Below are 23,743 nucleotides of genomic sequence, written 5' to 3'. Positions count from 1 at the left end.
GCAAATTCCACCGTTAGCCTTGACTCCCGGAACATAAATAGAACATTGTTCTCCCTATGTTCTGGTGAGGGAGCAAGGCCATGTTCAGGATCTTCGTGGAAGAAGCGGCGGCGCTGGCATCGATCACGCTGTTCGTCGGGATGATCGCGATCTGGGCGCAGGTGATTCCCCAGCTTTAGCGATCCGCGCTGGGGAAAAGCCGGATGGTCGAGCCAATGTGTGCCGGCAGCGTGGACTCCGGCGGCAGGGGCCTTCACCATCAGGCGGCGAGTCGGCCAAGAGGCGCACATGAGGCACCCCTTCCGCCGGCCGTTCCATCCCTGATGCGAGAGGCCTTTGAGCGACCATGGCGAACGCCGGATTTGTCCATCTTCACGTTCACTCGGCCTATTCGCTGCTCAAGGGCTCGATCAAGATCGCCAAGCTCGCCGAGCTCGCCAAGAAGGACCACCAGCCGGCGCTGGCGCTGACCGACACCGACAACATGTTCGGGGCACTGGAGTTCTCCGACAAGATGGCGGGCTCCGGCATCCAGCCGATCGTCGGCTGCGAGATCGCGGTCGATTTCGGCGACCAGGATCCCAATGCCCGCAACACCATCGGGCCGTCGCGCATGGTGCTGCTGGCAGCACAGGAGCGCGGCTATCGCAGCCTGATGCGGCTGAACTCGCGCGCCTTTCTCGAGACGCCGGACACGCACGCGCCGCACATCAAGTTCGACTGGCTGAATGACGAGACCGAGGGCCTGATCGCGCTCACCGGCGGCCCCGACGGGCCGATCTCGCTCGCGCTCCAGATGGGGCATGCGGAGCTGGCCGGCTTGCGCTGCGAGCGGCTGGCCGGCCTGTTCGGCGACCGCCTCTACATCGAGTTGCAGCGCCACGGCATCGACCGGGAGCGGCGCGTCGAGAGCGGGCTGATCGACATCGCTTACGCCAAGGGCCTGCCGCTGGTTGCGACCAACGAGCCGTATTTCGCCTCGACCGACGATTACGAGGCGCATGACGCGCTGCTCTGCATCGCCGGCGGGCGGCTGATCGCCGAGACCGATCGGGTGCAGCTCACCGCCGATCACCGCTTCAAGACGCGCGCCGAGATGGCCGTGCTGTTCGCCGACATTCCGGAGGCGCTGGCCTCGACGGTCGAGATCGCCGAGCGCTGCTCGTACCGCCCGATGACGCGCAAGCCGATCCTGCCGTTCTTCACGGTCGGCGCTGCCGCGAGCTCCGATGCCGCCGCGGTCGAGGCGGCCGAGCTGAAGCGGCAGGCGGAGGAGGGGCTTGCCAACCGCCTCAGCGTGCACGGCCTGTCGCAGGGGACGACGGAAGAGGACTACAGCAAGCGCCTCGCCTTCGAGCTCGACGTCATCATGCGCATGAAGTACGCGGGCTACTTCCTGATCGTGTCCGACTTCATCAAATGGGCGAAGGGGCAGGGCATTCCGGTCGGGCCGGGCCGCGGCTCCGGCGCAGGCTCGCTGGTGGCCTGGGCACTCACCATTACCGACCTCGACCCGATCAAGTTCGGCCTGCTGTTCGAGCGCTTCCTCAATCCCGAGCGCGTCTCGATGCCGGACTTCGACATCGATTTCTGCCAGGATCGTCGCGGCGAGGTGATCCAATACGTGCAGCAGCGCTACGGCCGCGACCAGGTCGCGCAGATCATCACCTTCGGTACGCTGCAGGCGCGCGGCGTGCTGCGCGACGTCGGTCGCGTGCTGCAAATGCCTTACGGGCAAGTCGACAAGCTGACGAAGCTGGTGCCGCAGAATCCGGCTGCGCCGGTGACGCTGGCGGCTGCAATCGAGAGCGAGCCGAAACTCCAGGCGTTCCGCGATGAAGATCCGGTGGTGGCGCGCGCCTTCGACATCGCGCAGCGTCTCGAAGGCCTGACGCGGCACGCTTCGACGCATGCTGCCGGCATCGTGATCGGCGATCGCCCCTTGAGCGAGCTCGTGCCGATGTACCGCGATCCCAAGTCGGACATGCCGGTGACCCAGTTCAACATGAAATGGGTCGAGCCGGCGGGTCTCGTGAAGTTCGACTTCCTCGGCCTGAAGACGCTGACGGTGCTCGACGTCGCCGTGAAGCTCTTGAAGCCGCGCAACATCGATGTCGATCTCGCCACGCTGCCGATCGACGATGCCGAAAGCTACCAGATGTTGGCGCGGGGCGAGGTGGTCGGCGTGTTCCAGGTTGAAAGCCAGGGCATGCGGCGCGCGCTGGTCGACATGCGGCCCGACCGTTTCGAGGACATCATCGCGCTCGTGGCGCTGTATCGCCCGGGTCCGATGGCGAACATCCCGACCTACTGCGCGCGCAAGCACGGCGACGAGGAGCCGGAATATCTGCATCCCGTGCTGGAGCCGATCCTGAAGGAGACCTTCGGCGTCATCATCTACCAGGAACAGGTGATGCAGATCGCGCAGGTGATGTCGGGCTATTCGCTCGGCGACGCCGACCTGCTGCGCCGCGCGATGGGCAAGAAGATCCGCGCCGAGATGGACAAGCAGCGCGACATCTTCGTCGCGGGTGCGGTGAAGAACGGCGTGCCGAAGGGGCAGGCCGAGACCATCTTCGAGCTGCTGGCCAAATTCGCCGACTACGGCTTCAACAAGAGCCACGCGGCGGCCTATGCGCTGGTCTCCTATCACACCGCCTACATGAAGGCGCATTACCCGGTGGAGTTCATCGCGGCGTCGATGACGCTCGATCTCAACAATACCGACAAGCTGTCCGAATTCCGCTCCGAGGCGCAGCGCCTCAAGATCAAGGTCGAGCCGCCCAACATCAACCGCTCGGGCGCGACCTTCGAGGTCGGCGACAACACGATCTATTACGCGCTCGCGGCGCTCAAGGGCGTCGGCATCCAGGCGGTCGAGCAGATCATCGAGGAGCGTAACAAGAAGGGCGCCTTTACCTCGCTGGCCGATTTCGCGGCCCGCGTCAGCCCGCGCGCCATCAACAAGCGTATCATCGAAAGCCTTGCCGCCGCCGGCGCCTTCGACACGCTCGAGCCCAGCCGGGCGCGGGTGTTTGCTGGCGCGGATGCGATCCTTGCCGCCTGCCAGCGCGCCAATGAGGCGGCGACCATCGGCCAGAACGATATGTTCGGCAATGCTGCCGATGCGCCCACCATCATGCTGCCGCAGGTCGAGCCATGGCTGCCGGCGGAGCGGCTGCGGCGTGAATATGACGCGATCGGCTTCTTCCTGTCGGGCCATCCGCTCGACGACTACGCGACCGTATTGAAGCGGCTGCGCGTGCAGTCCTGGGCGGAGTTTTCGCGCGCGGTGAAGACCGGCGCGACCGCCGGCAAGGTCGCAGCCACCGTGGTCTCGCGCATGGAGCGACGCACCAAGACCGGCAACAAGATGGGCATCATGGGGCTCTCTGATCCCACGGGCCACTTTGAGGCGGTGCTGTTCTCCGAGGGCCTTGCGCAATATCGCGACGTGCTCGAGCCCGGCGCGGCCGTGCTGTTGCAACTCGGCGCCGAATTGCAGGGCGAGGACGTGCGGGCGCGCGTGCTGCATGCCGAGCCGCTCGATGACGCCGCCGCCAAGACGCAAAAGGGCCTGCGCATCTTCGTGCGCGATACCAAGCCGCTGGAATCGATCGCGCGGCGTCTGGCCGGGCCGGAGGCGGGCGCCTCGAACGGCGGTGCGCCCAGCGGAGCAATGTCGAAGGTCGGCAGTCCCGGCATCGCGCCGCGCAGCAATGGCGACGGCGAAGTCTCGCTGGTGATGATGCTCGACCTCGAAACCGAGGTGGAGATGAAGCTGCCGGGCCGCTTCAAGGTCTCGCCGCAGATCGCCGGCGCGATCAAGGCTGTCGCCGGCGTCGTCGACGTGCAGCAGCTTTAGGGCAAGGCGCGCGTCGGTCTTCCGTGGACCCGCGCCCCCCGCTATCCCGTGGTAGTGGCGCCGCCGGTATTGCAACCAGGCGATGATTTTAGTTAGCTTGCTGCCGGGGATGATGTCTTCGGGGGCGTGATGTTACTGCGTGGGCTGGTGTTGTTCGTCGCCGCGGTATTGCTGTGCGGCTGTGAGACGACTGCAAGAAACGGACTCGGCTATGCCGAGACATTGCGAAAGATCGGGCCGCCAAAGGCGGGGCACGCCCGCATCGTCGTGGTTCGCGAGAAGGGCTATGGCGGCATTGCCGATCCGGACTTCCCATTTGCCCTCGACGGTGCACCGATCAAGGGCCTGAAGACCGGGACCTATGTTTATGCCGATCGCCCGGCGGGCCAGCACCAGTTCGTGGCCGAAGAGATCGGCCTCGGCACCACGCGTGTCGACTTTTCAGCTCAATCCGGCCAGACCGTCTTCTTCGTTGCGCGGATGAGCGAGCGCAAGACCGCCGTGATCGCCAACGCGAGCACGGGATTGTTGGGCTACGGTCTCACGCTCGCGATGACCGCCGGCTACAAGAATCAGGGGCCGCTGGAGTTTCTGCAACTCGAGGAGACCTCAGCGCGCACCACGATCGCTGAACTGCGACTGGCGGAATAGCCGGTCGCGATCACTCGCCAAGGCGCGATCAACGCTCTCGCCGGCATCGTCGACATGCAGCAACTCTAGCATGGCGTCTGCGCAAACCGTAGCCTACGATTGCGTTCCTGTCCGTGTCGTGGGCGGTGCGCCGCCATCAATTGCGTCGTACGCGGTTCACGCGGACATCGTAAGCGAGATGGCAGGAGGAAACATGTGCGACAAATGCTCTGAAAATCTGCCTCATCCGATCGGACCCTCGCGGCGATCCGCGATAGTCCTTGCCGCCTCCGCGCTTGGACTGGCCTTCACCGGCGCGGCCCTCGCCAAGGAGGCCAAGACGTCTCCCAAGACGCCTCCCAAGCCGCAGAACGTGTTGACGCCGGATACGGCGTTGAAACGATTGACGGAGGGCAATGCGCGCTATGTCGACGGCGTTTCACGACGGCATGATTTCAAGCATGAACGCGAGGCCCTGGTTGGTGGGCAGAATCCCTACGCCGCTGTCCTGAGCTGCGCGGACTCCCGCATCGCGCCGGAATACGCCTTTGACAGCGGCCGCGGCGATCTCTTCGTGTGCCGCGTCGCCGGCAATTTTGCCGGCACCGAAACCGTCGCCAGCATGGAATACGCGGTTGGCGTGCTGAACACGCCGTTGATCCTCGTGTTGGGCCACGAGAGTTGCGGTGCCATCGATGCGACGCTGAAAGCGCTCAAGGACAACACGTCGCCGCCGGGACATATTCCCTCGCTGGTCGATGCGATCGCGCCCGCAGCGAAGGCGGCGTTGCAGCAGGGTGGGGACGTGCTCGACAAGGCGATCCGGCAAAACGTGATCGATAATGTCGCCAAGCTGAAATCGGCCGCGCCGATCCTCAATGCCGCCGTGGAGCAGGGCAAGCTCAAGGTCGTGGGCGGCATCTACCGGCTCGCGACGGGCACGGTCGAGCTGCTCGCGCAAGGCTGACGAGAAGGCTGAGTGAACTGGGACGATCGGTCGGTCGTGGTGGTTCCTCGGCCGGTGGCCGCGGAGATGCCCGGCGATCGATTACGGTGGAAGATCGTGGTCTGTCCGCGCGAGGCTGACGCGGACAGGACGGCAGGATGCGGCCATCCCGCCGCCGCATTCGGGCGCTCTCGTTCAAACGCCATTCATCTGACCGCGCGCCTAGTGTATGGCAGCGGGGCACAACAAACAAAAACGGGCGTGCAGGCCATGCGTGGGACACATCGAGCTTTCCTTTTCGCACTTTTGCCGATGCTGCTGCTCGTCGGCGGCGGGATCGTCAGTCCCGCCAGCGCCCAGCAGCAGGAGAAGCGCATCGCGCTCGTGGTCGGCAACGGCGCCTATGCCAAGTCGCCGCTGGCAACGGCGGCCAATGATGCCGGCCTGATCGCGCAAACCCTGCAGGCGGCGGGTTTCGACGTCGTTGGCGCGCGCGATCTCGATGGCGATACGCTGCGCAAGAGCTTTCGCGACTTCATCCAGAAGGCGCAGACCTCGGGGCCGGGCACGGTGGCGATGATCTATCTTGCCGGCTATGGCGTGCAGCTCGCCGGCGAGAACTATTTCATCCCGGTCGATTCCAACATCGCGCGCGACACCGATATTCCGACCGAGGCGCTGCGCGTCAGCGACTATATCCGCCAGCTCGCCGCTATCAGGGTGAAGGCGAGCATCGTCGTGCTCGATGCGGCGCGCCAGCAGTCCTTCATCGAAGGCGGCCAGCCGATCGCAAGCGGCCTCGCTCTGGTCGAGCCGGAGGCGAACATGCTGATCGCCTTCAACGCGGCGCCCGGCACGGTCGCCCCGGAAGAGGCGGGGCCTTACGGCATCTATGCCCAGTCGCTCGCCGAGATGATTCGTACCGGCGGATTGTCACTGACCGAAATGTTCGACCGCTTGCGGCTGCGCGTCAACGACGCCAGCAAGGGCGCGCAGGTGCCGTGGGACGCGCAGAAGATCTCCGCGCAGTTCTCCTTCTTCGAGCGCGGACCCGACGCGCCGCCGCAGGCCGCGCCCGACCAGGTCGCCGCGATCCGCGACAAGCCGATCCGCGATCTCGGTGCGCAGGACGCCTATGCCGCCGCGCTCGCGCGCGACACGCTGCCGGCCTACGAGGATTATCTCGCCGCCTATCCCAACGACCCCATGGCACAGCGGGTGAGGGTGATCGTCGCGGCGCGGCGCGAGGCCATCACCTGGCGGCGCACCTACCGGACCGACACGCCGGAGGCCTATTGGTCGTATCTGCGCCGCTATCCGCGCGGGCCGCACGCGGCCGATGCGCGGCGACGGCTCGCGATCCTCACCGCGCCGGTCGAGCCGCCGCCGAGCTTTGCGATGATCGACTACGACGTGCCGCCGCCGCCGCCGGAGGAGATCGTCTATGTCGATCGCCCTGTGCTGGCGTTTAGTGATCCCGATTTCGGCTTCGCGCCGCCACCGCCGCCCCCGGTCTACTATTTGCCGCCGCCGCCGCCCGACTTCGTCGTGCTGCCGCCGCCGCTGCCCGTGGTCGGCCTGTTCGTGCTGCCGCAGCCGGTTTTCGTGCCGATCCCGGTATTCGTCCGGCCGCCGATCTATGTCGCGCCGCCGCCGAACAACATCATCTATGCCAACATCCACAACACGACGGTTATCAACACCGTGATCAATCGGCCGCCGCCCGCGGGGACCGCGGGGCTCGCGCCGACCAGCCTTGCACCGGCGGTCTCGGGACGCCCGACGCAGGCAGGCCCGGCCGTGCCGGCCGCGGTAGCGCAACGCGCCTCGCTGATCCAGCAGGGCAGGCTGCCCGTGCCGCCGAGCGCCTCGATCAATCCGACCGTCAGGCCGGGGACTCCGGCGGCAACGCCGGCGGCGCTGACACCGGGCGCGCCGACGGCTGGTCCTGCGAAGCTGCCGCAGGCCAACACGCTGCCGGCGCCCGGCACGCCGCCGGTGCCTCCGGGAGCAGGACCGACGCCGCCACCTTCGGCCGCGGCTCCGAATGGCAAGCCGGCTCCGACCGCAACGGCGCCAGCGACCAACGTAGCGCCGGCGCAAGCCAATGCGCCCGCAGGTGCACCCGCACCGGCAGGTCAGCCAAAGCAGCCTGATGCTGCGCATGCACTTCCGGTCCCGGGCGCCCATGGAACGCCGCCGGTGCCCGGTCGCCCCGGTGGTCCGCCGCCGTCCGCCGCGCACACGCCCGCGGGCCAGCCTCCCGCTGGGCTGCCGTCCGGCGGCAAGCCCGCGCCGAATGCGCCGGCGCCGACCGCCGCTGCACCGACGACCGCAGCACCGCCTGCCGCTACACCGCCGGCCCCGGGAAAACCGCCCGGACCGAGCCAGGCGGTCGTGCCGCCTCCGGCGTCCCCGGCGGCCAAGCCGGCCGTCACCTCGGTGAAGCCGGCAGCGGCTCCTCCGCCACCGCCACCGCCGCCGGTTGCTCGCCAGCAGGTGAAGCCCGAACCGCCGCGCGCTGCGGCGCCACCCCCGCCACCGCCGCGTCCGCAGGTGACGGCACGACCCACGCCGGCGCCGCCGCCGCCGCCGCGGGCGGCTCCACCGCCACCGCCGCGCGTGGCGGCACCCCCGCCGCCGCGACCTGCACCACCGCCGGTTGCGGCTGCCCGTCCGGCGCCCCCACCGGTAGCAAGACCGGCGCCGCCGCCACCACCGCCCAGGATTGCGGTCGCGCCGCCGCCGCCACCGCGTCCGGCCGCGCCGCCTCCGCCACCGCCGCGCCCGGCGGCACCCGCGCCGGCCGCAGCCAAGAAATGCCCGCCAAACCAGCCGAGGTGCTAGGCATTTGACTGATAACGACGGGAAAAGGGGCCCTGGAGTGGGGCAGTGAAACTGCCCGCGAAAGGCCCTTATTTCCTTGCTTCTGGCCGAAATCGCGCTATACAGCGCGCCATCTCACACGGAAACATGGCTCAAAAGGCCGTCCGGTGGCAGCCGGGGCGAGAACGCTCCGTTTTGCTCACACGTTTCCGGAGGAACCAACCGGAGAATTAAAACTATGGCGCTACCCGACTTCACCATGCGTCAGCTCTTGGAAGCTGGCGTGCACTTTGGTCACCAGTCCCACCGCTGGAATCCGAAAATGGCACCGTTCATTTTCGGGACCCGCAACAACATCCACATCGTCGACCTCGCGCAGACCGTGCCGATGCTGCATCACGCCTTGCAGGCGGTCAGCGACACCGTCGCGAAGGGCGGCCGTATCCTGTTCGTCGGCACCAAGCGCCAGGCGCAGGACGGCGTTGCCGACGCTGCCAAGCGCTGCGCGCAGTACTTCGTCAATTCGCGCTGGCTCGGCGGTACGCTGACCAACTGGAAGACGATCTCCGCCTCGATCAAGCGCCTGCGTCACCTCGACGACGTGCTGTCCGGCGGTGAAGCCAACTCCTACACCAAGAAGGAGCGCCTGACGCTCCAGCGCGAGCGCGACAAGCTCGACCGCTCGCTCGGCGGCATCAAGGACATGGGCGGTCTGCCCGACCTGATCTTCGTCATCGACACCAACAAGGAAGACATCGCGATCCAGGAAGCCCAGCGGCTCAACATCCCGGTAGCGGCGATCGTCGATACCAATTCGGATCCGAAGGGCATCACCTATGTGGTGCCGGGCAATGACGACGCGGGACGCGCGATTTCGCTGTACTGCGACCTGATCGCGCGCGCCGCGATCGACGGCATCTCGCGCGCCCAGGGCGACGCGGGCATCGACGTCGGTGCCTCCGTTCGTCCGGTCGCCGAAGAGCTGCCGATCGCTGCCAGCGGCTTCCAGGGCCTGGCCGGTCCGCGCGGCTCCGCCGACGACCTCAAGAAGCTCCCGGGCGTGTCGGGTGCGATCGAGAAGAAATTCAACGACCTCGGCATCTTCCACTACTGGCAGCTCGCCGAGCTCGACCACGACACCGCGCACAAGATCGGCGAAGAAGTCGGTCTGCCGAGCCGCGCAGACGCCTGGGTGGCCAAGGCCAAGGCGCTGACCGCGGAAGCGGAATAGCAGCGAGTTAGTCAAGGGTTGGCCGGAGCCGTTCCGGCCACCATCTCAATGACGCGAATCCTGTGATGGACCGCGGCGAGGCGATCGAAGCCGCGCCGCGGGTCAACTGGCAGGCAAGAAGGATTTTCATCGATGGCAACGATCACAGCAGCAATGGTCAAGGACCTGCGCGAGTCGACCGGCGCGGGCATGATGGACTGCAAAGCCGCGCTAACGGAGAACGGCGGCGACATGGAAGCGGCGCAGGACTGGCTGCGCAAGAAGGGCCTGTCGAAGGCCGCCAAGAAGTCGGGCCGCGTCGCGGCCGAGGGTCTGATCGGCGCGCTCACCAAGGGCAACAAGGGCGTCGTGGTCGAGGTCAACTCCGAGACCGACTTCGTCGCGCGCAACGGTCAGTTCCAGGGCCTGGTCAAGATGATCGCCCAGGTTGCTTTCGACGCCGGCGCCGATGTCGAGAAGATCAAGGCTGCCAAGGTCGGTGACGTCACCATCGAGACCGCGGTCAACGACGCGATCGCGACCATCGGCGAGAACATGACGCTGCGCCGCGCGGCGTCGCTCGAAGTCAGCCAGGGCGTGGTGTCGAGCTACGTCCACGGCGCCGTCGTGGAAGGCGCCGGCAAGATGGGCGTGTTGGTGGCGCTGGAATCGCCCGGCAAGGCCGACGAGCTCGCAACCCTCGGCCGCCAGCTCGCGATGCATGTCGCGGCCGCCAATCCGCTGGCGCTCGACCCGTCGGGCCTCGATCCGGCCGTCGTCAAGCGCGAGAAGGACGTGCTCGCCGACAAGTATCGCCAGCAGGGCAAGCCCGAGAACGTGATCGAGAAGATCGTCGAGTCCGGCCTCAAGACCTACTACAAGGAAGTCTGCCTGCTCGAGCAGGCCTTTATCCACGACACCGGCAAGTCGGTGGCGCAGGCGGTGAAGGAAGCTGAGGGCAAGGTCGGCGGCGCTGTGAAGATCGCGGGCTTTGTGCGCTATGCTCTCGGTGAGGGAATCGAGAAGCAGGAATCCGACTTCGCCGCCGAAGTCGCAGCCGCGAGCGGCAAGAAGTAAGCGCCGGACGTTCCCTTCCGGCGGCTTCCGCCGGAAGCGGTGCCGGACGAGGAAAGTGCTCATGACTGATCCGGTCTACCGTCGCGTTGTGATCAAGCTGTCCGGCGAATACCTCGCGGGGCAGCAGGGTTTTGGTTTCGACCAGCCGACCATCGACCGGATCGCGGACGAGCTGATCGCCGCCCGCCATCTAGGAACCGAAATCGCCGTCGTGATCGGCGGCGGCAACGTCGTGCGCGGGATGGAGGTGTCATCCCGCGGTGTGTCGCGCCCGACCGGCGACACCATGGGCATGATGGCCACGATGATGAACTGCCTCGCGCTGGAGGCGGCGATCGAGCGCAAGGGCACGCCGGCGCGCACGCTGTCTGCCTTCGTGATGCCCGAGATTTCCGAGCTGTTCACTCGCACTGCGGCGCACAAATACCTCGCCGAGGGCCGAATCGTGCTGCTCGGCGGTGGAACCGGCAACCCCTTCTTCACGACCGACACCACGGCGGTGCTGCGCGCCGCCGAGATCGGGGCGCAGGCGGTGCTCAAGGCCACCAATGTCGACGGTGTCTACTCGGCCGATCCGAAGAAGGATCCGACCGCCAAACGCTTCGACCGTCTGACGCATTCGCAGGCGATCGAGGGCGGCTACAAGGTGATGGATGCGACCGCCTTCGCGCTTGCCCGCGAGACGTCACTGCCTATCATCGTATTCTCGATTGCGGAGCCCGGGTCGATCGGCGCCATGCTGCGCGGTATCGGCCACGGGACGATCGTCTCGGGCTGACGGCCCGCCGGGCACCGGCTGAGGGCGCCCAGAGGACTTTGAAGGGAGAGCGTGATGGCTACGGGTAATTTCGACCTCAACGAATTGAAGCGCCGCATGCAGGGCGCCGTCCAGTCGCTCAAGCACGAGCTTGGCGGCTTGCGCACGGGGCGCGCCTCCGCCTCGATGCTCGATCCGGTTCAGGTCGATGCCTACGGCGCCCACATGCCGCTCAACCAGCTCGCCACCGTCAGCGTGCCGGAGCCGCGGCTGATCTCGGTGCAGGTCTGGGACAAGAGCATGGTCAAGGCGGTGGAGAAGGCGATCGTCGATTCCAATCTCGGCCTGTCGCCCGCCACCGAAGGCCAGGTGCTGCGCCTGCGCATCCCCGAACTGAACGAGGAGCGGCGCAAGGAGTTGGTCAAGGTCGCGCACAAATATGCCGAAGCCGCCAAGGTTGCCGCGCGCCACGTCCGCCGCGACGGTCTCGACGTTCTCAAGAAGCTCGAGAAGAATCACGAGATGTCGGAGGACGACCAGAAGCGTCACGCCGACGAGGTGCAGAAGGCCACCGACGGCACGATCACCGAGATCGACCAGTTGCTGGCGGCCAAGGAAAAAGAAATCCTGACGGTCTAGAGCCGTTTCCGTTCCGATGAATCGGAACGGGGCTCTAGATTTTTGTTTTGACGCGTTTCCTGACGCGAACCGGTATCCACTTCGCGTGGAAACGCTACGGAGAAGCCGAACCGATGCCGAACGCCGCCGCGCCCGCAACCGAAGGACCTGACCGGTCCGAGGCGCCTGCGCATGTTGCCATCATCATGGATGGCAATGGACGCTGGGCGGCGTCGCGGGGGCTGCCACGGGCCGAGGGCCATCGCCGCGGCGTCGAGGCGTTGCGCCGCGTGGTACGGGCCGCGCACGAACTCGGCATTCGTTATCTGACGATCTTCTCGTTCAGCTCGGAGAACTGGTCGCGACCTGCGAGCGAAATCGGCGACCTCTTCGGCCTGTTGCGTCGCTTCATCCGCAATGACCTCGCCTCGTTGCACCGCGACGGCGTCAAGGTCCGCATCATCGGCGAGCGCGAGGGCCTCGAGCCCGACATCTGCGCACTGCTCAATGAGGCGGAGGAGCTGACGCGCGACAATACGCGGCTGACACTGGTCGTGGCCTTCAACTACGGTTCGCGCCAGGAGATCGCAAAAGCCGCGCAACGGCTCGCGCGCGAAGTCGCGGACGGCAAGCGGGATCCTGACACGATCGACGCCGAGGCCATCGGCCATCATCTCGACGCGCCCGACATTCCCGATCCAGACCTGATCATCCGCACCAGCGGCGAGCAGCGCTTGTCCAACTTCCTGATGTGGCAGGCCGCCTATAGCGAGCTCGTGTTCGTGCCGATCCACTGGCCGGATTTCGACAAGGCGGCGCTCGAGGGTGCGATCGCCGAATTCTCCAGGCGCGAGCGCCGATTCGGCGGCCTGGTCGCGAAAACCGCCTCGTGAGCGAACCCGACGCCGCACCGGCGGGCTCGAAGCCTGCCTCAAGCAATCTCGCGATGCGCGTCATCGCGGCGCTCGTGCTGGCGCCGCTGGCGATTGCACTCGCCTATGCCGGCGGCTGGCTGTGGGCGTTTCTCGTCACCCTGGTCTCGATCGGCCTGTTCGTGGAATGGCTGACGGTGGTGGGGGCAGGGCAGGTCGCCCTGACCGCCGCCGGAACGGCCATCTTGGCTGCCATGGGATTTTGCATCGCCTTCGGCGCGCTCAGGACTGCCGTGATCTGCGGCTGCATCGGATTCGTCGTGATCGTGCTGCTGGCGAAGGGCAAGCGCGGCTGGGCCGCGATGGGCTTCGTCTATGCGGCCGCGGCGCTGCTGGCCTCGATCCTGGTGCGGCAGGATCCGGTCAACGGATTCGTCGCGCTGATGTTCGTGCTGCTCGTGGTCTGGGCGACCGACATCGGCGGCTATTTTGCCGGCCGCAGCATCGGCGGCCCAAAACTGTGGCCGCGCGTCAGCCCCAAGAAGACCTGGGCCGGCGCGGGCGGCAGCTTCATCGCGAGCCTGATGGTCGCGGGCGGCTTTGCCGCCGCCGGACTCGGCAATGCGGTTCCCTTGCTGGCCCTCAGCGCGCTGCTTACGGTGGTTTCGCAACTCGGCGACCTCTTCGAATCCGCTGTGAAGCGCCGGTTCGGCGTCAAGGATTCCAGTCACTTAATTCCCGGTCACGGCGGTCTCATGGACCGCCTGGACGGGTTCATCGCGGCCATCGTGGTGGCCTGGATTTTCGGCTTCCTCCGCCATGGTGTGCATAGCGCCGGAAGCGGACTTATGGTTTGGTGAAGGTATGAGCGCAGTCCCCTTGCGTAACAACAAAGCTGCGGCCTCTCAGGTGCGCAGCGTAACCGTCCTCGGTGCCACCGGCTCGATCGGCGACAGCACGATGGACCTGCTGCGCGCCTCGCCCGATCGCTACCGCGTCGAGGCGCTGACCGCGAACGGCAATGTCGAGGCGCTCGCCAAGCTCGCAAAAGAATTTTCCGCGCGGTTCGTCGCGATCGCCGACACCTCCAAGCTCGCCGAACTGAAGGGTGCGCTCGCGGGCACGAAGACCGAATGCGGCGCCGGCGAGAGCGCGGTGATCGAGGCGGCGGCAAGGCCGGCCGATTGGGTGATGGCGGCGGTCAGCGGTGCTGCCGGATTGAAGCCGGCGCTGGCCGCGGTCGATCGCGGCGCAGCGGTTGCGCTCGCCAACAAGGAATGCCTCGTTTGCGCCGGCGACTTCTTCATGCAGCGCGCGGCCAAGGCGAATGCCTGCATTCTGCCTGCTGATTCCGAGCACAACGCGCTGTTCCAGGCACTGGCGTCGGGCAATCGCGACGAGCTGGTGCGCGTCATCATCACCGCCTCGGGCGGCCCCTTCCGCACTTGGAAGCCGGCCGATATCGAGCAGGCGACGCTGGCCCAGGCGCTCAAGCATCCGAACTGGAGCATGGGCCAGAAGATCACGATCGATTCCGCGTCGATGATGAACAAGGGCCTTGAGGTGATCGAGGCGTCCTATCTGTTCGCGCTGACGCCGGACGAGATCGACGTTCTGGTGCATCCGCAGTCGATCATTCACGGTATGGTCGAGTTCTCCGACCGATCGGTGATGGCTCAGCTCGGTGCGCCCGATATGCGCACGCCGATCGCGCACTGCCTCGGCTGGCCCGACCGTATCAAGGGACCCGCGGCCAAGCTCGACCTCGCCAAGATCGGGCAACTGACCTTCGAGGCGCCGGACTTCGAACGCTTCCCCGGGCTGCGGCTCGCTTACGATTCATTAAGGACCGGACGCGGCGCAACTACGGTATATAATGCCGCGAACGAGGTCGCGGTCGCGGCCTTCATCGCCGGCAAGATCAAATTCGGCGCCATCGCGCGTCTGGTCGAAGCGACGCTTGAGGACTGGATCAGAGGCGGGAATCTGGCGCCCCTGTCGTCGGCCGACGACGCCATCGCCGTTGACCATAATGCGCGAAATAAGGCTGCCGCCCTATTGCCTCAAATTGCCTTAAAGGCATCCTAGAGGGTTCGGGGCCGGGGCCTTGAGGGCGCTGGGTGAGGGGAATTGATGTCCGACTTTTTTCTACATAGTTTCAATGCGTTGGGCCATGGGCTCATCGGCTACGCCGTCCCCTTCCTGTTCGTCCTGACCATTGTCGTCTTCTTCCATGAGCTGGGCCATTTCCTGGTCGCGCGCTGGGCCGGCGTGAAGGTGTTAACCTTTTCGCTCGGCTTCGGACCCGAACTGATCGGCTTCAACGACCGCCACGGCACGCGCTGGAAGATCTCGGCGATTCCGCTCGGCGGCTACGTCAAGTTCTTCGGTGACGAGAGCGAGGCCTCGACGCCGTCGGCCGAAACGCTTTCGGCCATGACCGCCGAGGAGCGTGCCGGCAGCTTCCATCACAAGAAGGTCGGGCCGCGCGCAGCCATCGTCGCCGCGGGGCCGATCGCCAATTTCATCCTCGGCGCGCTGATTTTCGCAGGCATGGCGCTGTACTACGGCAAGCCGAGCACGATCGCGCGGGTCGACGGGCTGGTGGCGGAGGGTGCCGCCGCCGCGGCCGGCTTCAAGGTCGGCGACGTGGTCGTTCAGATCGACGGAACCGCGATCGAGAGCTTCAACGACATGCAGCGAGTCGTTGTGATGAACGGCGGTTCGCAGCTTGTTTTCCGCGTCAAGCGGGATGGTGAGATCGTGTCGCTGAACGCGACGCCAAAACTCCAGGAGCGCAAGGACCAGTTCGGCAATCGCCAGAAGGTCGGCGTGCTCGGGGTTGAGCACAAGGCCCAGTTCGGCGAGGCGGCGACCACGCCCGTCGGTGTCGTCGAGGCCCTGAAAATCGGCATCGACCAGGTCTGGTTCATCATCGCCAGCACATTCAAGTTCCTGGGATCGCTGTTCGTCGGCCATGGCAACCCGCAGGACGTCAGCGGCGTGCTCGGGATCGCGAAGATGTCCGGGCAGGCGGCCAGCGCCGGATTCCAGTTTGTCATCAACCTCTGCGCGGTGCTGTCGGTCTCGATCGGTCTTCTGAACCTGTTCCCGATTCCGCTGCTGGATGGCGGACACCTTATGTTCTATGCGGCAGAGGTGCTCCGGGGCCGCCCGTTGTCGGAGCGGACCCAGGAGATGGGCTTCCGAATCGGGCTCGGACTTGTGCTGATGCTGATGGTGTTTGCCACCTACAATGACATCCTTCGGTTCGCAGCATCCTGAAGCTGGCTTTTTTGTGACGTTGCGAATGGGCAACGTCTTGGAATGAAATTGAAATTGTGGCGCGCTCGGCCGTTTGCGGCGTCGGTGAAATTGGCTACAAGCGGCTTGAACTTGGGGAATCTCCCAGACCGGCCTGGGGTTGGGTCTGGCTCTGGAATGACGAGGGCGCGTTGCGCATGAAGTTTGGAATGCGAGTCCGGGGGGGCCTGCTTGCCACCCTGATCCTGTGCGGCGCGCCGGTGGTTGCCCCGGTCGGGGCTATGCTGGTGTCTTCGTCTGCGGTCGCTCAGACCGTGCAGTCGATCGTCGTCGAGGGGAACCGGCGCGTCGAAGTCGAGACCATCCGTTCCTATTTCAAGCCGGGCCCGGGGGGGCACCTTGATCAGGGCGCCATCGACGACGGTCTGAAGGCGCTGATCGAGACCGGCCTGTTCCAGGACGTCAGGATCAACCGCGCCGGCGGCCGCATCGTGGTCACGGTCGTCGAGAACGCCGTGATCGGCCGCGTTGCCTTCGAAGGCAACAAGAAGATCAAGGACGAGCAGCTTTCCGCCGAAGTGCAGTCCAAGCCGCGCGGCACCTTCTCGCGCGCAATGGTGCAGTCGGACACGCTGCGCATCGCCGAGATCTACCGCCGCTCGGGCCGCTATGACGTGCGCGTCACGCCCGAGATCATCGAGCAGCCGAACAACCGCGTCGACCTGATCTTCACGATCCAGGAGGGCGTCAAGACCGGCGTCAAGTCGATCGACTTCGTCGGCAACGTTACCTATTCGTCCTACCGGCTCAGGGACGTGATCAAGACGCGCGAGACCAATCTGCTGAGCTTCCTCGGCAGCGGCGACGTTTACGACCCGGATCGCGTCGAGGCCGACCGCGACCTGATTCGCCGCTTCTATCTCAAGCACGGCTTCGCCGACGTGCAGGTCGTTGCCGCGCTCACCGAATACGACCCCGAGCGCAAGGGCTTCCTCGTCACCTTCAAGATCGAGGAAGGCCAGCAATACCGTGTCGGCTCGGTCGACTTCCGCTCCAGCATTCCGAATTTCGACGCCAACACGCTGCGCAACAATTCGCGCGTCAGCGTCGGTTCGCTCTACAACGTCGAATCGGTCGAGAAGTCGGTCGAGGAAATGCAGATCGAAGCCTCGCGGCGCGGCTATGCCTTCGCCGTGGTGCGTCCGGGCGGCGACCGCAATTTCGACGCGCGCACCGTCTCGGTCGTGTTCAACGTCGACGAAGGTCCGCGCGTCTACATCGAGCGCATCAACATCCGCGGCAACACCCGTACGCGCGACTACGTCATCCGCCGCGAGTTCGACGTCTCCGAGGGCGACGCCTATAACCGCGCGCTGGTCGATCGCGCCGAGCGGCGCCTGAAGAACCTCGACTACTTCAAGACGGTCAAGATCGCCACGGAGCCGGGCTCGTCCAGCGACCGCGTGGTTCTGATCGTCGACCTCGAGGAGAAGTCGACCGGCGACTTCTCGGTGTCGGGCGGTTACTCGACCACCGACGGCGCGCTCGCCGAAGTCTCGATTTCGGAGCGCAACCTGCTCGGCCGCGGCCTGTTCGCCAAGGCGTCGGTCACCTACGGCCAGTATGCGCGCGGCTATTCGCTGTCGTTCGTTGAGCCGTATCTGCTCGACTACCGCGTCGCGCTCGGCCTCGACCTCTATCAGCGCCAGCAGCTGTCCAACAGCTACATCTCCTACGGCACCAAGACGCTGGGCTTCAGCCCGCGCCTCGGCTTCAGCCTGCGCGAAGATCTGGCCTTGCAGCTTCGCTACTCGATCTATCGGCAGGAAATCACGCTGCCGTCCAATCTGGCGAACTGTAACAACGATCCGACCTCGGCGGCCTTCAACCCGAGCCCGGCGTATTCGAATGCGACCGGTACGCCGCTGGCGGCTTCGACCAACGGCCTGGGCTGCTACGTCGACGGCGAAGCCTCGCTGCCGGTGCGCAAGGAGCTGGCGAACGGCAAGACGCTGACTTCGGCGCTGGGTTACTCGCTCACCTACAACACGCTCGACAACAACAAGAACCCGACCGACGGCCTCCTGATCGACTTCAAGCAGGACTTCGCGGGTGTCGGCGGCGACGTCTCCTATCTGAAGTCCGCGGTCGATGCGAAGTACTACCAATCGCTGGTCTCGGACATCGTCGGCCTGGTCCATGTGCAGGGCGGTATCCTCAACAAGTGGGGCAGCACCGACCTGCGCATGCTGGATCACTTCCAGATGGGTCCGAACCTCGTGCGCGGCTTCGCGCCCAACGGCATCGGCCCGCGTGACCTGAACCCGTTCGGCACGCAGGACGCGCTCGGCGGCACCAAGTACTGGGGCGCTTCGCTCGAACTGCAAATGCCGTTCTGGTTCCTGCCGAAGGAAGTGGGTCTGAAGGGCGCGGTCTATGCCGACGCTGGCGGTCTGTACGACTACAAGGGACCGACGAGCTGGACGCTGACCAACGAAGTCAACGTGCCGGGCTGCGTCCCATCGACCGTCAACCCGGCCTCGGCTGGCACGTGTACCGGTTTGGTGCTTGACGACAGCAGGGTGGTCCGGACGTCGGTGGGTGTCGGCCTGATCTGGCAGTCGCCCTTCGGACCGCTGCGCTTCGACTATGCGGTTCCGCTCACCAAGGGCGCGTATGACCGTGTGCAGCAGTTCAGGTTCGGCGGCGGTACGTCGTTCTAATTGGCTCACTGAGCCTGATGAGATAAGAGCATGATGCGGTTGGCACCATGCTCTGGCCGGACCGCGACGGGGTGGAATGGCGCAGCCGACTTTCTTCAGGAAGCCGCCTGCGTCAGCGCTGGCTGAGATCGCCACGCTGACGAAGGCGGAATTGGTCGACCCTTCGCGGGCCGGCCACGTCATCACGGGCCTGGCTTCGCTCGACGAAGCCGGCCCGATGCATCTGACGTTCTTCGACAACCTCAAATACGCCGATCAGCTCAAGGCGACCAAGGCAGGGGCCTGCCTGGTGAGCCAGCGCTTCGTTGCGCAGGTGCCCGCGCATGTCGCGGTCCTGCGCGCGGCGCAGCCGTTCCGCGCCTTCGTCAGGATTGCCCGGGAATGGCATGGCGATGCGCTCCGGCCGCAATCCTGGATCGGCAACGACGCCATCGCCCCGTCGGCGATCATCGACCCGACGGCGCGGCTGGAGGATGACGTCATCGTCGATCCCCTGGCCGTGATCGGCCCCGAGGTCGAGATCGGCAGCGGCACGGTGATCGGCGCAGGCGCGGTCATCGGGCCGGGCGTCAAGATCGGCCGCGACTGCAACGTCGGCGCCCGGACGGCAATCCAGTGCGCCCTGATCGGCAACAACGTGCTGATCCATCCCGGCTGCTCGATCGGCCAGGACGGCTATGGCTTCATCTTCTTTGGCCCGGAGGGTCATCTGAAGGTGCCCCAGACCGGACGGGTGCTGATCCAGAACGACGTCGAGGTCGGCGCCGGCACGACCATCGATCGTGGCTCCCTGCGCGACACCGTGATCGGCGAGGGCACCAAAATCGACAATCAGGTCCAGATCGGCCACAATGTGACGATCGGCCGGCACTGCCTGCTGGCGGCCCAGATCGGGCTCGCGGGCAGCCTGACGATCGGCGACAACGTGGCGCTGGGGGCGAAGGTGGGTATCAACAACCACCTCAAGATCGGCGATGGCGCCCAGGTGACCGCGATGAGCGGCGTCAAGGACGACATTCCTGCGGGTGGACGCTGGGGCGGCTTCTTTGCCAAGCCGACCCGGCAGTGGTTCAAGGAGATTTTGGCGGTGGAGCGTCTGGCGCGCGATAGCAAGGCTGATCCGAAGGAAGAGGGACGGGAGTGATGGAGGAGGCACCGGTCAGGTTCGAGCTCATCGACATCAACCAGATCCTGCGGACACTTCCGCATCGCTTTCCGATGCTGCTGATCGATCGGGTGATCAACATCCGCACCGATTACAGCGGCATCGGCATCAAGAACGTCACGTTCAACGAGCCGGCCTTCCAGGGACATTTTCCGGAGCGTCCGGTGTATCCCGGCGTGATGATGATCGAGGCGATGGCGCAGACCGCGGGCGTGATCGGCATCACCTCGGTCGAGGGTACCGAGAAGCCGCGGGCGGTGTATTTTCTCACCATCGACAAGTGCAAGTTCCGCAAGCCCGTCCTGCCCGGCGACACCATCGAATATCACATGCGTTCGATCGGGCGCCGCAAGGCCATGTGGTGGTTTCACGGCGACGCCAAGGTCAACGGCACGGTCGTCGCAGAAGCCGATGTCGGCGCCATGCTGACGGATTGACGGCTGCTCTTGCTAGGTCCGTCGCGGGACCGGGCAATCGTAGCGATCGCCCGATATCTGCCGCCTGATATTCTGGTTGAAGAACTGCCCCATGGACGGCGCGCCCATCAGGCCGTCGACCGTGCGCGCCGGCACGCCGCAATATCGGTCATAGGCGCCATCGATCGCGACGATCAGGTCGTGCTGCTCGCGGTCGTAACAGACGCGCTGGAGCACGGTGCTGCGATTGATGTCGCGGCATTCGAAGCTTGCGAGATCGACCTCGCCACGTCCCGTGATATCCACGGTCTCCGACACGATCGGCGCGGTGAGAAGCTGCGAGAGCAGGAGGGCGATGGTCCTGACCACGACTCTTAAAGCTCCACATGAAGTCGTTAATGTAGCGGCGGCATGGCTTGCAGCACTGAAACAAGCCGAGATGATACGTCACTGGACAGATCGGGCAAAGACGCGCTAACCACCGGAAAACCAAACTACTTCAACGCACAATCAGATTTTCTTGATGAGCAAGATTGACCCCGCCGCGCGGGTGGCAGACGGCGCCGTGATCGGCGAGGGCACCGAGATCGGGCCCTTTTGCATCATTGGCCCCCATGCCGTGATCGGCAAGAACTGCAAGCTGATCGGGCATGTCAGCGTGATCGGCCACACGACGATCGGCAACGATTGCGTGATCTCGCCGTTCGCCGTGCTCGGCGGTGCGCCGCAGGACCTCAGCTACAAGGGCGAGCCCACCAGGCTCGAGATCGGCTCCGGCTGCATCATCCGCGAAGGCGCGACGATGAATGTCGGCACCGTCAAGGGTGGCGGCCTGACACGCGTCGGCGACGGTGGCTACTTCATGAACAACAGCCATGTCGGCCATGACTGCATGGTCGGCAACAACGTGATCTTCGCGACCTCGGCGACGCTCGGCGGCCACTGCGAGATCGGCGACGCCGTCTACATCGGCGGCCTGTCCGCTGTGCATCAATTCACGCGCATCGGCCCGTATGTGATGGTCGGCGGGGTCTGCGGCGTACGCGACGACGTCATCCCGTATGGGCTCGTCAACGGCCAGTATGCGGTGCTGGAGAGCCTCAATCTCATCGGCATGAAGCGGCGCAAGTTCACCAAGCAGCGGCTTGCTACCGTGCGCGCGTTCTACCAAAAACTCTTCCACGGGTCCGGCACGTTCGCCGAGCGGCTCGAAGCGGTGCAGACGCTCGCCGGTGAAGATCCGGCGATCGCCGAAATCCTCGGCTTTATCGGCAAGGGCAAGCGCCCGCTCTGTCTTCCCGCCATCGCCAGGTGATCACGGGATGGCCGCAACCATGAGCGCAGCGGCATCAGGGATATCGTCGCCGGTCGGCATCATTGCCGGCGGCGGTGCCATGCCGTTCGCGGTCGCCGACTCGCTCGCAGCGCAAGGCATCGAGCCGGTGCTGTTTCCGCTGCGCGGCGCCTGCGATGCGGCACGGGTGGAGAAATTCCGCCATCGCTGGATTTCGGTCGGCCAGCTCGGCCGCGCGATGCGGCTGTTTCGCGAGGAGGGCTGCCGCGACCTCGTCTTCATCGGCACGCTGGTGCGGCCGTCGCTGTCGGAAGTGCGCCTCGACTTCAAGACGCTCCGTCTGCTCGGGAATGTGATCCGCGCCTTTCGCGGCGGCGACGATCATCTGCTCTCCGGCGTCGGACGCATGCTCGAGCAGGACGGCTTTCGCATGGTCGGAATCAAGGACGTCGCGCCCGATCTGCTGATGCCGGAAGGCTGCGTCACGCGCGCGGCGCCGAGCGGTACTGCCGCGGATGACATCGAACGCGGCCGCAAGGTGCTGACCGCGCTTGGCCCCTTCGATATCGGCCAGGCCGCCGTCGTGATCGACGGACACGTGGTCGCGGTCGAGGATATCGAGGGCACCGACGCGCTGCTCGCGCGCGTGGCGCGGCTGCGTGAGGACGGCCGGATCCGCGCGGCCAAGGGGCGCGGCGTGCTGGTGAAGATGCCCAAGAGCAGCCAGGATCTGCGCTTTGACCTGCCGACCATCGGCCCGCGCACCGTCGAAGGCGTGGCGGCTGCAGGTCTTGCCGGAATCGCCGTGATGGCCGGCAACACGCTCGCCGCCGAGCCGCAAGCGATGATCGAAGCGGCCGATGCGCGCTATCTCTTCGTCATCGGTGTACCCGCGTGATGCAGGTGAGGGGCCCAGAGAAGAAGATCTTCCTGATCGCGACCGAGGAGTCCGGCGATCGGCTGGGCGCGGCGCTGATGAAGGTGCTGCGCCAGCGGCTCGGCGACGCCGTCGCCTTCGAAGGCGTCGGCGGCCACATGATGGCGCGGGAAGGGCTGGTCTCGCTGTTCCCGATCGAGGAGCTGTCGATCGTCGGCTTTGCCGCCGTCGTGCAGCAATTGCCGAAGATATTGCGGCTGATCCGCACGACCTCCGACGCGGTCATCGAGGCCGCGCCGGACATGCTCGTCATCATCGACAGTCCCGACTTCACCCACCGCGTCGCCCGCCGCGTGCGCGCCCACAACGCGGCGATCCCGATCGTCGACTATGTTTCGCCGTCGGTCTGGGCCTGGCGGCCGGGCCGGGCACGCGCCATGCTCGGCTATGTCGACCACGTGCTGGCGCTGCTGCCGTTCGAGCCCGAGGAATATCGCAAGCTGCGCGGCCCGCCGTGCAGCTATGTCGGCCATCCCCTGATCGAGCAATTGTCGTCGCTGCGGCCGAATGCGGACGAACAGGCGCGCCGCGATGCCGCGCCGCCGGTGCTGCTGGTGCTGCCGGGCAGCCGGCGCAGCGAGATCCGCCACCACCTCGGCGTCTTCGGTGCGACGCTCGGCCAGCTCAAGGCCGGCGGACGCGACTTCGAACTGATCCTGCCGACCATGCCGCATCTGGAAAAAACAGTACGCGAGGGCGTCGCCGCCTGGCCGGTGACGCCAAAGATCGCGGTCGGTGAGACCGAAAAACGCGCAGCGTTCCGCATCGCGCGCGCCGCACTCGCAAAGAGTGGCACGGTGACGCTGGAGCTCGCACTGGCGGGTGTCCCGATGGTGACGGCCTACCGCGTCGGTGCGATGGAAGCCTTCATCCTGCGGCGCGCGATCCAGGTGTCGTCGGTGATCCTCGCCAATCTCGTGATCGGCACGGAGGTAATCCCGGAGTACTTGCAGGAAGATTGCACGCCCGAGAAGCTGTCGCAGGCACTTTCCGGCGTGCTGACGGATACGGACATGCGCCGCCGGCAGGTCGAGGCCTTTGCGCAGCTCGACACGATCATGTCGACCGGCAACCAGTCGCCCAGCGTGCGCGCCGCCGACATCGTGCTCGCGACCATGCGCAAGGGGCAGCGCCGTTAGGCGT

At 65.8% G+C, this 23,743-nt stretch carries 19 protein-coding genes; 18 read left to right on the top strand and 1 reads right to left on the bottom strand.

Features of this window, described 5'->3' with window-relative positions:
* Positions 1 to 346: 346 nt before the first annotated feature.
* The 15 genes from dnaE (at position 347) to fabZ (ending at position 20,390) form a co-directional block, all read left to right on the top strand.
* On the top strand, positions 347 to 3,865 hold the full coding sequence (dnaE, locus tag KUF59_RS24850; protein WP_212460816.1) for a DNA polymerase III subunit alpha: 3,519 nt from the start codon (positions 347 to 349) through the stop codon (positions 3,863 to 3,865).
* Between the two features lie 129 nt (positions 3,866 to 3,994).
* Positions 3,995 to 4,516 (top strand): DUF2846 domain-containing protein, encoded by a 522-nt coding sequence (locus KUF59_RS24845; protein ID WP_212460815.1) that lies wholly within the window; start codon positions 3,995 to 3,997, stop codon positions 4,514 to 4,516.
* Positions 4,517 to 4,709: 193 nt separating this feature from the next.
* Positions 4,710 to 5,462: a carbonic anhydrase gene (locus KUF59_RS24840; RefSeq protein WP_212460814.1), complete on the top strand. Its 753-nt coding sequence runs from the start codon at positions 4,710 to 4,712 to the stop codon at positions 5,460 to 5,462.
* 249 nt (positions 5,463 to 5,711) lie between these two features.
* Positions 5,712 to 8,288, top strand: coding sequence for a caspase family protein (locus KUF59_RS24835; protein WP_212460813.1), 2,577 nt, complete (start codon positions 5,712 to 5,714; stop codon positions 8,286 to 8,288).
* Between the two features lie 217 nt (positions 8,289 to 8,505).
* Positions 8,506 to 9,498, top strand: coding sequence for a 30S ribosomal protein S2 (locus KUF59_RS24830; RefSeq protein ID WP_212460812.1), 993 nt, complete (start codon positions 8,506 to 8,508; stop codon positions 9,496 to 9,498).
* 132 nt (positions 9,499 to 9,630) lie between these two features.
* Entirely contained in the window at positions 9,631 to 10,554 is a 924-nt protein-coding gene (gene tsf, locus KUF59_RS24825; RefSeq protein WP_212460811.1) for a translation elongation factor Ts, read from the top strand.
* A gap of 61 nt (positions 10,555 to 10,615) precedes the next feature.
* A complete protein-coding gene (gene pyrH / locus KUF59_RS24820; protein ID WP_212460810.1) occupies positions 10,616 to 11,332 on the top strand; it encodes a UMP kinase in 717 nt (238 codons plus the stop codon).
* Positions 11,333 to 11,386: 54 nt separating this feature from the next.
* Positions 11,387 to 11,950: a ribosome recycling factor gene (gene frr / locus KUF59_RS24815; protein ID WP_212460809.1), complete on the top strand. Its 564-nt coding sequence runs from the start codon at positions 11,387 to 11,389 to the stop codon at positions 11,948 to 11,950.
* Between the two features lie 113 nt (positions 11,951 to 12,063).
* Positions 12,064 to 12,822: an isoprenyl transferase gene (locus tag KUF59_RS24810; protein ID WP_212460808.1), complete on the top strand. Its 759-nt coding sequence runs from the start codon at positions 12,064 to 12,066 to the stop codon at positions 12,820 to 12,822.
* Positions 12,819 to 13,661: a phosphatidate cytidylyltransferase gene (locus tag KUF59_RS24805; RefSeq protein ID WP_212460807.1), complete on the top strand. Its 843-nt coding sequence runs from the start codon at positions 12,819 to 12,821 to the stop codon at positions 13,659 to 13,661. The genes KUF59_RS24810 and KUF59_RS24805 overlap by 4 nt, the downstream gene beginning before the upstream one ends.
* A 4-nt stretch (positions 13,662 to 13,665) precedes the next feature.
* Positions 13,666 to 14,889, top strand: a complete 1,224-nt coding sequence (dxr, locus tag KUF59_RS24800) for a 1-deoxy-D-xylulose-5-phosphate reductoisomerase (protein WP_212460806.1) — start codon at positions 13,666 to 13,668, stop codon at positions 14,887 to 14,889.
* Positions 14,890 to 14,934: 45 nt separating this feature from the next.
* Positions 14,935 to 16,086, top strand: coding sequence for an RIP metalloprotease RseP (rseP, locus tag KUF59_RS24795; protein ID WP_212460805.1), 1,152 nt, complete (start codon positions 14,935 to 14,937; stop codon positions 16,084 to 16,086).
* Positions 16,087 to 16,262: 176 nt separating this feature from the next.
* A complete protein-coding gene (gene bamA / locus KUF59_RS24790; protein ID WP_212460804.1) occupies positions 16,263 to 18,788 on the top strand; it encodes an outer membrane protein assembly factor BamA in 2,526 nt (841 codons plus the stop codon).
* A 76-nt stretch (positions 18,789 to 18,864) separates the two neighbouring features.
* Complete coding sequence (lpxD, locus tag KUF59_RS24785) at positions 18,865 to 19,932, top strand: UDP-3-O-(3-hydroxymyristoyl)glucosamine N-acyltransferase (protein ID WP_258767209.1); 1,068 nt, start codon at positions 18,865 to 18,867, stop codon at positions 19,930 to 19,932.
* Complete coding sequence (fabZ, locus tag KUF59_RS24780; RefSeq protein WP_212460802.1) at positions 19,932 to 20,390, top strand: 3-hydroxyacyl-ACP dehydratase FabZ; 459 nt, start codon at positions 19,932 to 19,934, stop codon at positions 20,388 to 20,390. The genes lpxD and fabZ overlap by 1 nt, the downstream gene beginning before the upstream one ends.
* Before the next feature lie 12 nt (positions 20,391 to 20,402).
* On the opposite strand, the gene KUF59_RS24775 is transcribed toward fabZ, so the two are convergent.
* The gene (locus KUF59_RS24775; RefSeq protein WP_212460801.1) at positions 20,403 to 20,738 is read right to left on the bottom strand and encodes a KTSC domain-containing protein; all 336 of its coding nucleotides are present in this window, start codon (positions 20,736 to 20,738) and stop codon (positions 20,403 to 20,405) included.
* A gap of 154 nt (positions 20,739 to 20,892) precedes the next feature.
* Here KUF59_RS24775 and lpxA point away from each other — a divergent pair, with 154 nt between their 5' ends.
* The 3 genes from lpxA to lpxB are packed head-to-tail and all read left to right on the top strand — an operon-like array spanning position 20,893 to position 23,739.
* Positions 20,893 to 21,684 (top strand): acyl-ACP--UDP-N-acetylglucosamine O-acyltransferase, encoded by a 792-nt coding sequence (gene lpxA / locus KUF59_RS24770; protein ID WP_212460800.1) that lies wholly within the window; start codon positions 20,893 to 20,895, stop codon positions 21,682 to 21,684.
* Between the two features lie 19 nt (positions 21,685 to 21,703).
* On the top strand, positions 21,704 to 22,561 hold the full coding sequence (locus tag KUF59_RS24765) for an LpxI family protein (RefSeq protein WP_212460799.1): 858 nt from the start codon (positions 21,704 to 21,706) through the stop codon (positions 22,559 to 22,561).
* Entirely contained in the window at positions 22,558 to 23,739 is a 1,182-nt protein-coding gene (lpxB, locus tag KUF59_RS24760; RefSeq protein ID WP_212460798.1) for a lipid-A-disaccharide synthase, read from the top strand. The genes KUF59_RS24765 and lpxB overlap by 4 nt, the downstream gene beginning before the upstream one ends.
* Positions 23,740 to 23,743: the final 4 nt, after the last annotated feature.

Source organism: Bradyrhizobium arachidis (genome assembly GCF_024758505.1).
Lineage (GTDB): Bacteria > Pseudomonadota > Alphaproteobacteria > Rhizobiales > Xanthobacteraceae > Bradyrhizobium > Bradyrhizobium manausense_C.
Note: the sequence above shows the minus strand (reverse complement) of the source record. Positions and strands in the feature narration are given on the sequence as shown.